This window comes from Paenarthrobacter sp. E2MeOHC11, assembly GCF_058744955.1.
Genome location: NZ_CP196673.1, coordinates 909366 through 923238, shown reverse-complemented (window position 1 = coordinate 923238; position 13873 = coordinate 909366). Strand labels below are relative to the sequence as shown.

Sequence of the window (13873 nt, the reverse complement as noted above, 5' to 3'; positions counted from 1 at the left end):
GTCCTGATCCCCACAAGCCTGTGGGCTGACGCTGTTCGTGGGCGGCTCCATCGTCAAGCTGCTGTGCCTGAACTCCCGGCCGCTGCGGGTACGTGGAGCGGAAAAGTTCCCCTTGGCCGCATCGGCAGTTGGCGAGTTATGCCGCAGGACTCGGCGCTGTCTGCAAGTCGCAGGTCGCAGGTCGCAGGTACGTGTTCGGGGCGGGCACGCGCCGCTGTTCGCAAGTCGCAAGCATGGCGCAGGTCGCAGGAACATGTGCCTGCCCCGTGCTGGCATGCGCCGGCACGGGGAAGGCAGCCCGGAAGCGAACAAAGTGTCGCCTGGCCCTCCCAATAATCCGACCCCAAAGTTAATCCGCCCCCAAAGTTCACTCTCACCCACGCCCGCGGAGCATCCTCCGCAACACCCTTATGTTCTGTGGGGTGTGTGGTGGTGGTTGCGTCGGGGTGTTTGTTGGGGGTCGATGTGGGGTGGGGGGATGAACCAGGGGACCCCGGTTGTCATGTCGATCCTCCATTGTTCTTTGTGGATGAGGTGGTGGTGGTGGCTGCAGAGCAGGGTGCCGTTTTCTGTTCCGGTGGTGCCGCCGTGGGTCCAGTACGTGGTGTGGTGGGCTTCGCACCAGGGTGCGGGCATGGTGCAGTCGGGGAAGGCGCAGCCTTGGTCGCGGGCGGTGATGGCTTTGCGGATGTGGGGTGGGAAGATCCGGGTGGTGCGGCCGATGTCCAGGACGCGGGAGTCGCTGCCGAGCAGGACGGGGATGATGTCGGCGTCGCAGGCTATTTTGCGGATGGTGTTCGGGTGCATTGGGCCGGTGAATGTTGCGGTGCCTGTGTTCAAGCGATCGGTGCCAGTGCCTGTGCCTGTTCCTATGCCTGTTCCTATGCCTGTTCCTATGCCTGTGGCTGTACGGGTTTGTGTCCTGGTGCCGGGCTGGTGGTGGCCGGTGCCGTTGAGTTGTTCGAAGAGGTCGCGGTGGTCGATGGTGACGGTGAGTTGGGGGCGGAGTCCGCCGTTGGAGGGCAGTTTCCCGGCGCTCATCGCGACGCTGCAGGCGCCGGTGAGGCCGTCGAGGAGTTTCTGTGCCCGGGAGCGGCGGTCCAGGTCCGGGCCGGTGCCTGTGCCGTTGTCTGGGCTGTGCCCGGTATCGGTGTTGTCCGTGGTGCCAGGCCCGGTGCCGGTGCTGGTTCTGGTGCTGTTGCTGTTGGTGAGTCGTGGGTTGGTGGCGGCGTTCATGGTGGTGGTGAGGGTTTCGATTTGTTCGTCGGTGGCGAAGACTTCGAGGTGGTGGAGTCCGTGGCGGCGTCGGCGGCGGAGGAACGCGCCTTGGAGTTGGTGGAGGATTTCTTCGGAAGGTTCGGGGCCGTCGTGGTCGATCCTGTCGGCCCAGCGTTTGGCCATTGTGGTGACGAAGTCCGGGTCGGTTTCGGTGGCGGTGGTGGTCAGGGCGTGTTCCATCCGGGTGATGGTGTCCTGGTCGGTGAGGTTCCGGACTTTGTCCAGGGCGGTGCTGATGATGGTCGCGGACCGGGACGGCACCAAAGCCGATCCGAGGGCCTCGGCGAGGATTCCGCGGCGGGCCGGGATTTCCTGCCCGGTCACGCCCTTCCGGGGGAGGACCTCGGCGGCGAGGGCAAGCCTGCTACGGGCTTCGCCGATGCCGATCCGCAACCGGGCCCGCAGGAACTCGGCTGCGTTCCGGTACCCGTCATCCAAAACACTGGCCGCGGACCCGGCCCCATCCACGGACAGTGCGTTGGTGGAACGTGCTTCACCAGCTGGGACTGTTGCCTCCGGAACTGTTGTGCCCGTGCCGGTGCCACTCGTTGGCTCTTCGGGTGTTTCCGTCCAGCCGGTCCGCCATTCCGGCGCTGCTGCTGAGGAGCCCGGCTGGGAGTTTTGTGCCTCAAGCCGGGACCGTTCCACTGCCTGGGCTGCGACGACCTGCAAGTACTCCACACACCGGGAGATCTCCTCCACCCGGCCGGCAAAATCAGCAGCCTCAACAAACCCCAACAGAGAAGCCTCGTCGGCAGCGGACAAGCGTGCGGAGTCCAGAAGTGCAGCGCTGTCTATAAGAAGCGCCATCAGGTCCCGCCCGGCAGACGCCTTGGGGTCAGGACGCTGAGTGTCGAAACGTTGGACTGGCTGAGCCGACGTGAAGCCAAGGCTGGTCCGGGGATTCCGCTGAGGTTTAGGGATCGATCCTGTGTTTTGGGCCGAAACGTCGGCCGGGGCGGGGCTCGTTAGCGATGAAGCCTGGGCGGACTTGGTTCTGCCGTTGAGCAGCCCCGCGCCTTGCAGGTGGCCGATCCAGGTGACGGTCGCCGTCGAATCCTTGAACCCGGCCTTATGCAATTCCGGCCTGCTCAAGAAGCGTCGTGACCGGACAGCGATCAGGGCAGCCACCGCAGGGGACGATTCCGCCCTGAGTGCTGATAACTGCCCTTGATCTTCCATAAAAACATGATGTCAGGGGGGTCCGACATTATGAGGCCTCGACTACCCGGTGATCTGCTCCCGCAAAATATCTGCGTGCCCGCAGTGCTGCGCGAGCTCCCGCAGCATGTGGAGGTAGACCCAGCGGAGGGGGAGTGGGCCGCGGCGGTTTCCCAGCAGCAGATCGTCGAGGGCAAGCGCAGCGGCCGCGCGCCGGGACGCCTCGCACGCTTCCAAGTGAGCCGCTTGAATGCTGGCTATGGTGTCGTGGTCGTCCAGGATGAACGACTCATCAGGCGACGCCGGGATGCCAATATCCGCTCTGGACCTTCGCGTGATGGCTTCGTCGAACCACACCTTCTCCACGAAGATTGCATGCTTCACCAAGCCCAGAAGCGTTGTACGCGAGGCGACCAACCGCCGTCGTGCTTGTTCTTCAGTGAGTCCATCGAGGGATGCGTTGAGGGCCCTGCGATGCTCGTCCAGAAACGTATCGAACTGGGTCCGGGCGTCCTGGTTGATGACGTCATCGGCGAACGTCTGCGGCAGTGCACTCATCCGAAAACCACCGTGCCGTCGTCGTTGATTCCCCAGCCGGGGTTGTGGGCGATCTCCCAGACGATGCCGTTCGGATCCTTGACGTGGCCGTGGAAGATGCCGCCAAACGCGCCCGCCTGCGCAGGCTTCACCACCGTTGCGCCAGCCGCCACCAAGGCATCGATGGTGCTGGCGACTTCCGCAGGGCTGCCGACGTTGTGCGACAGCGTCACGCCGCTGACTCCCGCCGTCGGTGCAGCGGCGCCGAGGTCCTGGTCGAACTTTTCGGCGTCGAACAGGCCGAGCATCAGCCCTGGCGCTATCTGGAAGAAGAGGATCTCGCCCGGAACGTCCATGGTCGGATCCCAACCGAGCCCGTCCTTATAGAAGGCGCGCGCGGCGTCGAGATCCTTGGTGGCGAACGTGAGGAAATGCAGTCGCTGGTCCATAGGGGAAGCCTATCGGGAGCGGACGACGGCGGCACTCGCCCGGTCGGGTCGGGGCAGCAGCCGCGGGCGGAGCCACTCAACATCACGAAGTAGCCAACTTGGCCGGTCCTGTTGAGCCCCGGTCCAAGCCGGTGGGAGGATGGAGCAGTGGAACCCCTCTTCGACTTCCTTGGCAGTTACTGGTGGCTCATTTTCCCTATCGGCGGGATGGCTGGTGGCTGGGCAAGGTCATGGTCCAAGGCCAGCGAGGAACGGCACCGCCGCAAGGTGGAGTTGCTGAAGTTGAAGAACCAGTTGGCGGTGCACGAGGAGGCCAACCAGGCCGAGGTAGTCTCGCTGATTGCCGCGCACGATTCTGTGAACCACAGGTGGCTCGATTACGAGCTCGACGTCGGTAACCTCATCGATTTCCCCCTCATGACCGACGTCCGTGAACCACTGACGGTTGCGTTCCTGCGCGCCAAGAAAGAAGCCGACGGCTTGCGGCCCGCTGACCCTGAAGAGATTTCGACGCCGGCCCGGCTGGCTGAGTATCGGGCGGCCGTCCATAGTTACGAACTCGCTTTCGATGTGGCCGAACGCGAAGCCAGACGCATCAAGGACGGCAACTTCAGCGGCCCCGAACGCCAACGACTGGCCACAGCGAGGAAGCTCTTGCGCATCGCGGAGGACACTGCCGCCACCCCCGCCGAACGGCAGACGGCGTACAAGCGGGCCCGCAAAGAACTCGATGGCCTGATCGTGCTGCCGGAGGCAACGGTTGCCGCACTTGAGAGCAAGATCATCAGCATGTTGGATGCGGGGGAAGCCCCGATCAAAGCCGACTAGACTCGGCACGGTCACTTTTTGCGACCTAGGTCGTCGCTTGAATAGCTTAAGCGAGGGCTTTTCCAGCTGCGGCGATCGCGTCCGAGACATTACCAGCACTTAACCAAGCGCTTCCCGTCGTGTCTACATTGAGCCCTGCAATTCGTAGTCTTTCCGCCAGAGAGTTCCTCTTTGCGGGCGATCCGTCATAGCGGACTACGTGCCGTCCTGCGGCATCGCTGAATGGCTTGACCTTGCCAACCTCAACAAGGACGGTCCGTTCGCGGCCCAGAGCGTCTGCAATGCCAGCCTCATAGTAAACGTTGGGCCGGGCCTGCCCCAGCCTTTGACTCTCGTTTGGATCGTCATCATCTCGAATCAGGTCGGTCCTTAGCTGCACCACGTCGTCTGGTGTCAGCAGGATGAGGGCTGCACCGGCCATGGCAAGGCCAGTGCGGACGACATCACCAACATATGGATTAGGGAGGCCCGTTTTAGCTACGGCGTGCTCCCATTCAACTATTCGCAGCCCGAGGGTCCGCAGGAATGTCACAACGGCTGAGTACGCCTCGTCATCTCGTCCCGTTACGACGAACACACTCGCTGGGTCGCCGATGACGTCAGCAGCCGTGGAACGGGTTAATTCTGTACTTTCCCCCTTTTCTGAGGGCTTGGGCGCGCTGAAGCCAGGTGGACCAGTTATGAACTGGTCAGTGACGTCTTGAGCACGCGCAGCAGCCTTGGCTATGTTGCTCGTGCCTCCAAGTACCCGCACCGCCGAATTTGCGGATTCCTGTTTGATCACTGGAATCATGGAGGAGGTATGCCAATCACTGGCGCTAATGCGAATGCGGGTGAGTTGGAGAGGGGGAATGGATCGACCGTTGATAGTAATTGAACGACCCTGCCGATACGGCTCTAGAAACTGTCGCTCCAGAGTCTCCTCGTCCAAATCAACTTTAACTTCATCTTGTCTTTCGCCGAACACAGAGATGCGTACGTGGTAGTAGACCAATGCTGCCTCTTTCGTATGGACCAAGGCTGTGCTCGGCCGACCCCGCCCCAATCTATTGCACATTTAAGTCGTCAACCAAGCGGATTCGGATTCATGAGACTCACCTGCTGGTCTGCTTCCGCGAAGCCTACCCGCAGCAGGAACGCTAGCCCCGCCGCACCTCCACCGGCGTCAGCATCTCCCGCTCGAACCCCACCACACGCCGCGGCCCGTGCAGGATGACCTCGTGGGAAGCAACATCGGCAGTGCTGGACGTCGAAACATGCAGCTTCACCAGCCCGGGAGTCACCACACGGTGGAGGTCCAGTCCGGTGAAAGACGTACGGTCCGCATGCACCACAAAATCGACGACGGCGGACGCGCCGGCTTCCAGCTCGACGCGGGCGTAGCCGATCAGCTCGCGGACGGGACGAACCACTTCGCCCACCGGATCCTCGAGGTAGAGCTGCACAACCTCGGCACCACCACGGGAACCCGTGTTGGTGACCGTGCAGCTGACGGTGACCGAATCCGACGTCGACATCGTGGGAGCGCTGCACTGGTGACGGGTTAGTTCAAACGTCGTATAGGACAAGCCGTGCCCGAAGCCGAACAGCGGCGAAGGATCCAGCGCGCTGACCCCGCTGGGCCCGGCGAGCTTCGAATGCAGGTAGGTGCCTGGCTGGCCGCCGGGGGAACGGGGCACTGAGACCGGGAGCTTTCCGGAGGGATTGGCGACGCCGGTCAATACGTCCCACAGGGCGGAACCGCCCTCTTCGCCGGGGAAGAAGCCCTGGACGATCGCGTCGGCGCGGTCAACAAAGGAGCCCAAGGCATACGGGCGTCCACTCAGGACCACTACCACGGCTCGAGTCCCGGAGGCCTCACACGCAGAGAGAACGCGATCCAGCATCCGATGTTGGTCGCCGGGAAGCCGGAGATCGGCGGCGTCGTTTCCTTCGCCCGAGGTACCTCGGCCAAACAGCCCAGCATTGTCGCCAACCACCACCACGCACGTGTCCACTGAGGATGCCACCTGGCACGCTTCGGCGATCTGCTTTTCCGTGGCTGCTTCACAGTTGCCGGTGACGGACGTGGTCACGGTGCCAAACCGTCCAGCGGCAACAGCTGCCACGGAGGGGACGGAAATACCCATGGGAACCTCTGGATGGGAAGCCCCCACGTGAGCGTCGAAGGAGTAGCAGCCCAGCATCGCGAAGGGGTCCTCGGCCAGCGGTCCAACAACACCCAGCGAAGCAGCCGGATCAAGTGGCAGCGCCGGAGACCCCTTGAACTCCCGGTTGCTCAGCAACACCAACGATTGCGTCGCCAATTCGCGGGCCAACACCCGGTTTGCCGGGGGATCCAGCTCAAGTGGATCGGACTCGGTGACGCTGGAGAGTACCGGAGGCGCCGCCGGGAAATCGGGCGATAACAGCCCCAGCTCGGCCTTCTGCGTCAAAACCCGGCGCAGGGCTCCATCCACAACAGATTCGTCCAGCGCGCCTTCGCGGATGCGACGCAGCAGCGGCTCGCCGAAGCAGTTCACTGTAGGGAGTTCAACGTCGACGCCGGCACTCAGGGCCAGCACCGCGGCGTCGCCGGAATCTGCGGCCACGCCGTGCGTGAGGTCCAGGAATGCGACGCCGAAGTAGTCTGCCACCACTGTCCCGGCGAAGCCCCATACCTCACGAAGCAGCCCGGTCAACAGGGCGCGGTTCGCGGCGGCCGGTACGCCGTCGACGTCGGTATAGGCGTGCATCACGGAACGCGCACCGCCGTGGCGGATCGCCATTTCAAACGGCGGCACCATGACGTCGGCCATTTCGCGGGGGCCCATGGAGACGGGCGCGTGGTTGCGGCCAGCCTGGGAGGCTGAGTAGCCCACGAAGTGTTTGAGTGTGGCGACGATGCCGGTGGATTCCAGCCCTTGGACGTAGGCGGTGGCCACGGTTCCTACCAGATACGGGTCCTCGCCGATGGTTTCCTCCACGCGGCCCCAACGGAGATCCCGCACCACATCCAGCACCGGAGCCAAACCTTGATGCACGCCCAGGGCCCGCATGCTCGTACCAATCCGGGCCGCCATTACCTGCACCAAACCAGGGTTGAACGTGGCGCCCCACGCCAGGGGCACCGGGAAGGCGGTCGCTTTCCAAGCGGCCAGACCCGCCAGGCATTCCTCGTGAACCTGAGCCGGAATCCCGAAACGGGACGCGGCCATGATCTGCTCCTGTGCGGCCGCCAGCCGGCGCGCGCCTTCGGCGGGTTCCACCGGAACGGTGCCGTACATGCGCGTGATCTGGCCCAGTCCATCGGCGATGATCTCCTCCCAGGAGCGCGTATCGCCGGCCATCTGGTTCTGCAGTGGGGCCACGGAATCACCGTCGGTGGAAGCGTTGACCCACACTCCCACAAGCTGGGCGAGCTTTTCCTCGAGGGTCATTTCACGGATGAGGTGCTCAACGACGTCCGACGCGGGAACGCGGGCAAGTGCTTGCTGATCGGCGGCGCCGGTGCTCACGGGGTCTCCTAGGGTTGCAGGGGCAATTTCTAGAAACTATCAGAAATTTCCATTTAGTTTCTAGAGTCAGAAAGTGTTGATTTACGAGCAGAATCTCCCTAGCGTTGATGCCACACAGTGGTGAAGCAGCATCCAGAGACCAGCAAAGTTCCGAAACTTTCCGAATATTTCCATCCTGAATCCTACGGAGAAACATGCAGACGTACCGAGTGGCCATCGTGGGCACGGGCGGCATCGCAGCAGTTCACGCATTCAACCTGGCCCGCACCGACAACCGGGCCGAGCTCGTGGCCGCGTGCGACGTCGACGACGCACGCCTCCAGGCCTTTGGCGATGAACACGGCATAGTCGGCCGCTACCAGAGCCTCACCGAGTTGCTGGCTGAGGCAAAACCAGACATCGTGCATCTCTGCACCCCGCCGATGATGCACATTGACCAGGCGATTGAGTGCCTCGAGGCCGGCGCGCATGTCCTTTCCGAGAAGCCTCCGGCCCTGAGCCTGGCCGACTTTGACCGGCTCAACGACGCACAAGCCAAGGGTGGCGCCCAGTTCTCGTGCGTCTTCCAGCACCGCTTCGGCGACGCCTCAACCGCGGCCCGAACCCTGATCGGCGGCAGCGATTTCGGCCGCCCGCTCGTGGCCCGCTGCGACACCCTCTGGTACCGGCCCGATGAATACTTCGACCTGCCGTGGCGGGGCACCTGGAAAGCCGAGGGCGGCGGGCCCACCATGGGCCACGGCATCCACCAGTTCGATCTCCTCCTCCACCTGCTCGGTCCGTGGGAAGAGGTCAGCGCGATCGCTTCCAGGCAAGCCCGCGCCACGTCCACCGAGGACTTCTCTGCCGCGCTGGTCCGCTTCGGGAATGGCGCCGCCGCCACCGTCATCAACTCCCTGCTCTCCCCGCGGGAAACCTCGGACATCCGCGTCGACTGCGAGTTCGCCACCATTGAACTCAGCCACCTCTACGGCTACGGCACCAAGGACTGGACCATCACGGCAGCGCCCGGACACGAGGACGCCGTGTCGGAGGCCTGGACCGGGCAACCATTGGAGCGCGGAAGCGGCCACTCAGCGCAATTCCTCGCCATGTATGACGCGCTCGACGCCGGACTGCCCCTCCCAGCCGGCGCGGACTCAGCGCGCCAAACCCTGGAGTTCGCTGCCGCGATTTACGCATCGGCCTTTACCGGCCACCCCGTGCGCCGCGGAGAAATCGTCCCCGGCCATGCCTTCTACGAGGGAATGGACGGCGAAGGGCGCGGCACCCGCGTCCTCGCCTCCACAGCCCGCCTGTAAACCCGAACCCAACCGGAGAACCCTTATGGCCACCTCAACGCAGACCTCACTGACCGATACCCTCAGCTACACCGACGACGGCCGCTCCCTGACCTTTAAGGTCGGGGCCCAGGCCATCGCCACGTACACATACCACGCCACGGACGAGCAGTACGAAAGCCCGCGTCCCTTCTTCCATCCACTGACCACCTTGGAAGGGGACGAGGTCACCATTTCAAGGCCATGGGACCATGTGTGGCACAAGGGCCTTTCGTGGGCGTTGCCGAATGTGGGCGACCACAATTTCTGGGGCGGAGCCACGTACACCCGGGAGACCGGCTACGCGAACCTGGACAACAACGGGGCCATGAACCACCAGGCCTTCACGGGCATTGAGGAGTCCGGGTCAGGAATCACTGCCACGGAATCCCTGCTCTGGACTGGACAGCCGGCCCAGGGCGGGCAGGGCGGCGCACCCCTGATCAAGGAGAGGCGTCGCTTCAGCATCCAGATCCTCCCAGCCGACAACGCGTGGGCGCTCCTGTTCGAAACCACCATGGACAACGTCTCCGGCGCTGAGATCGGCATCGGCAGCCCCACCACGGAAGGCCGCGACAACGCAGGATATGGCGGACTGTTCTGGCGCGGGCCGCGCTCCTTCACTGGCGGCGAATTCCGCTCCGAATCCGGGGCCGGGGGTGATGAGTTCATGGGCACCCGCTCACCGTGGATCGCCTTCACCGGGCAGCACGACGCCACCTGCCGGAAGTCCAGCATCATGTTCGTCGAAGACCAAGCCAACCCGGGCGCTTCCAACCAATGGTTCGCCCGCTCTTCCATGTTTGCCTGCCTCGGCTCAGCGCCGTTCTTCAGTGAAGTAGTCCCGCTGAAGGAGGGCAAACCGCTCACGTACCGCTTCGCCGTCGTGATTGCCGACGGTTCCCTCGCCGACCACCAAGCTGCTGCCCTTGCCGACGCCGCAACAGCCGCACTGGACGGTTGGGTCTAACCATGTGCAACTCGTTCCCGGGCGCCACAGCGGTTTCTGAGGTCAGCATTTACGACTGGCCCGGGATGGACGGTGCGGCCGGCGGCTCTCCGCATCTGCACACGGCGTCCACCGAGGCGTACGTGGTGCAGCAGGGGACCGGCCGCCTGGAGACCCTCGACTCGCGCGGTTTCACGTCCACTCCGCTTGCACCCGGGACGGTGGTCTGGTTTACGCCGGGCACAGTGCACCGCGCCATCAATGACAGCGGTGACCTCAGGGTCCTGGTGGTCATGCAGAATGCAGGGCTGCCAGAGAATGGCGACGCCGTGATGACCTTCCCGCCCGAGCACCTGGTGGACGTCAAGGCCTACTCACGTGCCGCTTCCCTTCCTTCCCGGGACGCCGACGGCGGTGACGCGGCTGCGGAGGCGGCCGCGCGCCGTCGTCGGGACCTGGCTTTGGAGGGGTACCTGGAGCTGAGAGCGGCTGTACTTGAGTCAGGAGTCGCGGCGCTCGCCGATTTTCATGCGTCCGCCGCCCAGTTGGTGAGCGGCAAGACCGGCGCCTGGCGGGGGTATTTGGCCGGGGGCGCGCAACGCCAGGCGGGTTTGACGGGGCAGCAGTTGGAGTCTCTCGAATCAATGGAAAGTTTCTACTTGCAAGATGCGAGGACTACGATGGGCGAACGGAAAACCCGCAGGATCTATGGCATGTGTGGCCGGATCCAGGCGTGGGAACTTTCCGAAACTGCAAACGCCGGGACGTGATTCCCGGCTTGAGAGGTGGGGACCTATGGTGACCAAGCAGGACTCGGGGCGGGCTACGATCAGCGAGATCGCGCGCGAGGCCGGAGTGTCCGTGCCTACGGTTTCCAAGGTCCTTAACGGCCATGCCCACGTCGCCGCAGCCACGCGGGCGAAGGTGGAGGAGATCATCGCCAAGCGCGACTACGCCCGCCGGCCGGCCAAGCGCAGCAAGAAAGCCGGGCTCATTGACCTGGTGTTCCCGGGCATGGGCTCGGAATGGGCGTGCGAAATCATCGAAGGCGTGGAGCGCGTGGCCCAGGAAGCCGGTTACGGCACGGTGGTCAGCAGCCTGTCGCTGGATGGCTCGCGCATTCGACCATGGCTGGCCAACCTTGCGGAGCGAAAGTCCGACGGCGTCTTGCTCGCCGTCTATGAACTGGACTCCAAGCAGATCCAGCGCATCAAGTCCCTGGGCATACCCGTGATCCTCATCGACCCTGTCGGGCAGCCGGGGCCGGACCTCATGACCGTGGGGGCCGCCAACTGGGACGGGGCGTTCTCGGCCACCGAGCACTTGTTGAAGCTTGGTCACACCCGGATCGGCATGATCGGTGGGCGTGAGGATCTTCAGTGCAGCGGTGCCCGTGAGGATGGGTATGTGGCGGCGCTGCGCCGTGCCGGGCTTGATGTTGATCCTTCGTTGATGGTGCCAGGCGATTTCTCCACCGAATCCGGGGCCCGGGGGACCGAGGCCCTGCTGGCACTCCCCGAACGGCCCACGGCGATCTTCACCGGCAACGATGCGCAGGCCCTTGGGGCGTACCGCGCCGCGCGTTCGGCAGGGCTACGGATTCCCGAGGACCTTTCCATCATTGGCTTCGACGATATCCCCGCCGCGGAATGGATCGAGCCAGGCCTGACCACCATCCGCCAGCCCGTGGTTCAGATGGCAGAAACCGCCATGCGCGCGCTGCTCCGGCACCTCGAAGGTGACGAGGAATTGCCGCAGCGCATCGAGCTGGGAACTGAGCTGGTGGTGAGGGGCTCGACGGCGGCGCCAGCTTCTTAGAGGCCGTGAGCCTCCACGGATTGCAGGAATTCGACGGATTGCTGGAACAGGGGCACTAGAGGGTCCTTGGTTCCGACCAGCCAAGCGGTTCCGATGCTCCACATCGAGGACTCGAGGTGGAGAGGCACCAGCTGTACGCCTTCAGGAATGATGGCGGAGGTGCTCTCCGGAACTATGGCGGGGCCGGCTCCGGCGGCGACGAGCGCCAGCACTGTGAGCAGGTCCGACGTTTGGTACAGGACATGTGGATGTGCGCCAAGGTCCGTGAACAGCATGCCGGTTTGAGCCGCCAGGCCGGGGCCGCGTTCCGGATCCAGACGGATGACGGAGCGGCCGTCGAGGTACTCCCGGAGTGATTCACGCGTGGATGGGGGAACCGGGTCTGCGCTGGGAATCGCAAGGGCCAGGCGATCGCGGCGAATCATCCGGGTGGCAATATCTGGTGGGGCCGGCAGGCGAACGAAGCCGATACCGAGGGCCCCGCTGCGAAGTGCATCGAACTGCGCCGACGATGACATGTCTTCCAGTCCGATATCGATCGTGGGGTGTTTAGTCCGGAAATCGGCCACGGCGCGCGGGGCAACGTCGATCGCCGACATGCCGAATCCGACGTTCAGCACACCTTCTGCTCCACCTGCCACACGTTCCATTCGCTGGGCGAGCGCATCCGCCCTGCGCACCAGGTCAATCGCATCGGCAAGCAGTACTTCACCGGCATTGGTCAGCGTTGCCCCGTGTCGTCCCCGGGTGAACAACAGGCTCCCGGCTTGCCGCTCCAGGAACTGGATCTGCTTGGTCAGATTGGATTGGGTGGTGGAGAGCGACTTCGCTGCCAGCCCGAAATTCCCGGTCTCCGCGACGGCAACAAAGGATCGCAATAGCCGTATTTCCATTTATGGACCGTAGTTCCATTCCGAATAGGAATCAAATGGGCGCAAGATTTCATTGGACGGAATGTTTGGCGACGACCAGCATGGGAGGTGTCCAAACCCAAGGAGAACCAATGCCCGCCACCCCCACCCTTCGCGCTTCAGTTGTTCAGTTCGAAGCGGTCCCCGATCGCCCGGACCTCAACCTGAAGACCATCCGCCGCCTGGCAACCAAGGCCGCAGAGGACGGTGCCCGGATTGTCGTGTTCCCGGAAATGTGCCTCATCGGCTATTGGCACCTCCGCAAGCAGACCCCTCACCGTTTGCGCCAACTGGCGCAGTCCGAGGATGGGGTAGAGGTCCGCGCTGTCAGGGAACTGGCCGAAGAGCTGGACCTGGGAATCGGTATCGGATATTTGGAGGTCGATGACGAAGGGCGGCTCTACAACTCCTACTCCCTTTGCCTTCCGGACGGCACCGTTCGCACCCATCGGAAACTGCATGCGTTCGAGCATGACTCCATCAGGAGCGGATCGGAGTTCACAGTGTTCGATACGCCCTGGGGAATCAAGGTGGGAATCCTGATCTGCTGGGATAACAACCTGGTGGAGAACGTTCGCGCCACGGCGCTGCTCGGGGCAACGGTACTCATTGCTCCGCACCAGACGGGCGGCACAAACTCCGTCAGCCCTCGTGGCATGAAGCCGGTCCCTGCCGAACTGTGGGACAACCGTGAGACGGATCCCGCGGCGATCGAGGCTGCCTTCCGTGGCCCCAGCGGACGCGGGTGGCTTATGCGGTGGCTGCCCGCCCGGGCCCACGACAACGGGATTTTCGTTCTCTTCAGCAACGGCGTGGGCCGCGACGACGATGAAATCCGGACAGGGAATTCCATGATCGTGGATCCCTACGGATCGATTGTGGCCGAGACCTGGGTAGCCGATGAGGCTGTGGTGACCGCCGATTTGGACCTTGGCCTCATACCCCTGTCAACCGGGCGCAGATGGATTCGTGGGCGCCGGCCCGAACTCTACGACATCCTGATCCGTCGGCAAGGAAACGAGGTGGATGCACGGGCGGCGCGCTTTTCCACGGAGCCCGTCCTGGGGTAGTGGCCTCCCGGCGCGCCCGGGGCGCCCGGGGTGCCAAGGAGCAGGCGGTGCCCGGT

General features: G+C 63.9%; 12 protein-coding genes. 6 read left to right on the top strand and 6 right to left on the bottom strand.

The features are described from left to right. Window positions 1-408: 408 nt before the first annotated feature. Genes ACSSVG_RS04240 through ACSSVG_RS04230 form a run of 3 tightly spaced genes read right to left on the bottom strand, consistent with a single transcriptional unit; the run spans window position 409 to window position 3425 of the window. Window positions 409-2460, bottom strand: coding sequence for an HNH endonuclease signature motif containing protein (locus ACSSVG_RS04240; protein ID WP_492417497.1), 2052 nt, complete (start codon window positions 2458-2460; stop codon window positions 409-411). Between the two features lie 42 nt (window positions 2461-2502). Further along, complete coding sequence (locus ACSSVG_RS04235) at window positions 2503-2997, bottom strand: DinB family protein (protein ID WP_492417495.1); 495 nt, start codon at window positions 2995-2997, stop codon at window positions 2503-2505. Next, window positions 2994-3425: a VOC family protein gene (locus tag ACSSVG_RS04230; RefSeq protein WP_492417493.1), complete on the bottom strand. Its 432-nt coding sequence runs from the start codon at window positions 3423-3425 to the stop codon at window positions 2994-2996. The genes ACSSVG_RS04235 and ACSSVG_RS04230 overlap by 4 nt, the downstream gene beginning before the upstream one ends. A 147-nt stretch (window positions 3426-3572) precedes the next feature. Here ACSSVG_RS04230 and ACSSVG_RS04225 point away from each other — a divergent pair, with 147 nt between their 5' ends. Continuing rightward, window positions 3573-4253 (top strand): hypothetical protein, encoded by a 681-nt coding sequence (locus ACSSVG_RS04225; RefSeq protein WP_492417491.1) that lies wholly within the window; start codon window positions 3573-3575, stop codon window positions 4251-4253. A 46-nt stretch (window positions 4254-4299) separates the two neighbouring features. Here the strand turns inward: ACSSVG_RS04225 and ACSSVG_RS04220 are convergent, their stop codons facing one another. Next, a complete protein-coding gene (locus ACSSVG_RS04220) occupies window positions 4300-5247 on the bottom strand; it encodes a TIR domain-containing protein (protein WP_492417489.1) in 948 nt (315 codons plus the stop codon). Between the two features lie 145 nt (window positions 5248-5392). Beyond that, window positions 5393-7750 (bottom strand): glycoside hydrolase family 3 N-terminal domain-containing protein, encoded by a 2358-nt coding sequence (locus ACSSVG_RS04215; protein WP_492417487.1) that lies wholly within the window; start codon window positions 7748-7750, stop codon window positions 5393-5395. A gap of 194 nt (window positions 7751-7944) precedes the next feature. Between ACSSVG_RS04215 and ACSSVG_RS04210 the strand changes: the two genes are divergently transcribed. From ACSSVG_RS04210 to ACSSVG_RS04195, 4 genes are read left to right on the top strand one after another with little or no spacing between them, the layout of a single operon-like run. Beyond that, window positions 7945-9051, top strand: coding sequence for a Gfo/Idh/MocA family protein (locus ACSSVG_RS04210; RefSeq protein WP_492417485.1), 1107 nt, complete (start codon window positions 7945-7947; stop codon window positions 9049-9051). A 25-nt stretch (window positions 9052-9076) separates the two neighbouring features. Continuing rightward, window positions 9077-10039 carry a DUF6807 domain-containing protein gene (locus tag ACSSVG_RS04205; protein WP_492417483.1) on the top strand — a complete coding sequence of 321 codons (963 nt, stop codon included), beginning with the start codon at window positions 9077-9079 and terminating at the stop codon, window positions 10037-10039. Between the two features lie 2 nt (window positions 10040-10041). Next, window positions 10042-10788 carry a cupin domain-containing protein gene (locus ACSSVG_RS04200; protein ID WP_492417482.1) on the top strand — a complete coding sequence of 249 codons (747 nt, stop codon included), beginning with the start codon at window positions 10042-10044 and terminating at the stop codon, window positions 10786-10788. A 25-nt stretch (window positions 10789-10813) separates the two neighbouring features. Continuing rightward, window positions 10814-11836, top strand: a complete 1023-nt coding sequence (locus ACSSVG_RS04195) for a LacI family DNA-binding transcriptional regulator (RefSeq protein ID WP_231341651.1) — start codon at window positions 10814-10816, stop codon at window positions 11834-11836. On the opposite strand, the gene ACSSVG_RS04190 is transcribed toward ACSSVG_RS04195, so the two are convergent. Next, entirely contained in the window at window positions 11833-12729 is an 897-nt protein-coding gene (locus tag ACSSVG_RS04190) for a LysR family transcriptional regulator (RefSeq protein ID WP_492417480.1), read from the bottom strand. The two genes, ACSSVG_RS04195 and ACSSVG_RS04190, sit on opposite strands and share 4 nt — an antisense overlap. Before the next feature lie 110 nt (window positions 12730-12839). Between ACSSVG_RS04190 and ACSSVG_RS04185 the strand changes: the two genes are divergently transcribed. Next, entirely contained in the window at window positions 12840-13817 is a 978-nt protein-coding gene (locus ACSSVG_RS04185; protein WP_492417478.1) for a nitrilase family protein, read from the top strand. Window positions 13818-13873: the final 56 nt, after the last annotated feature.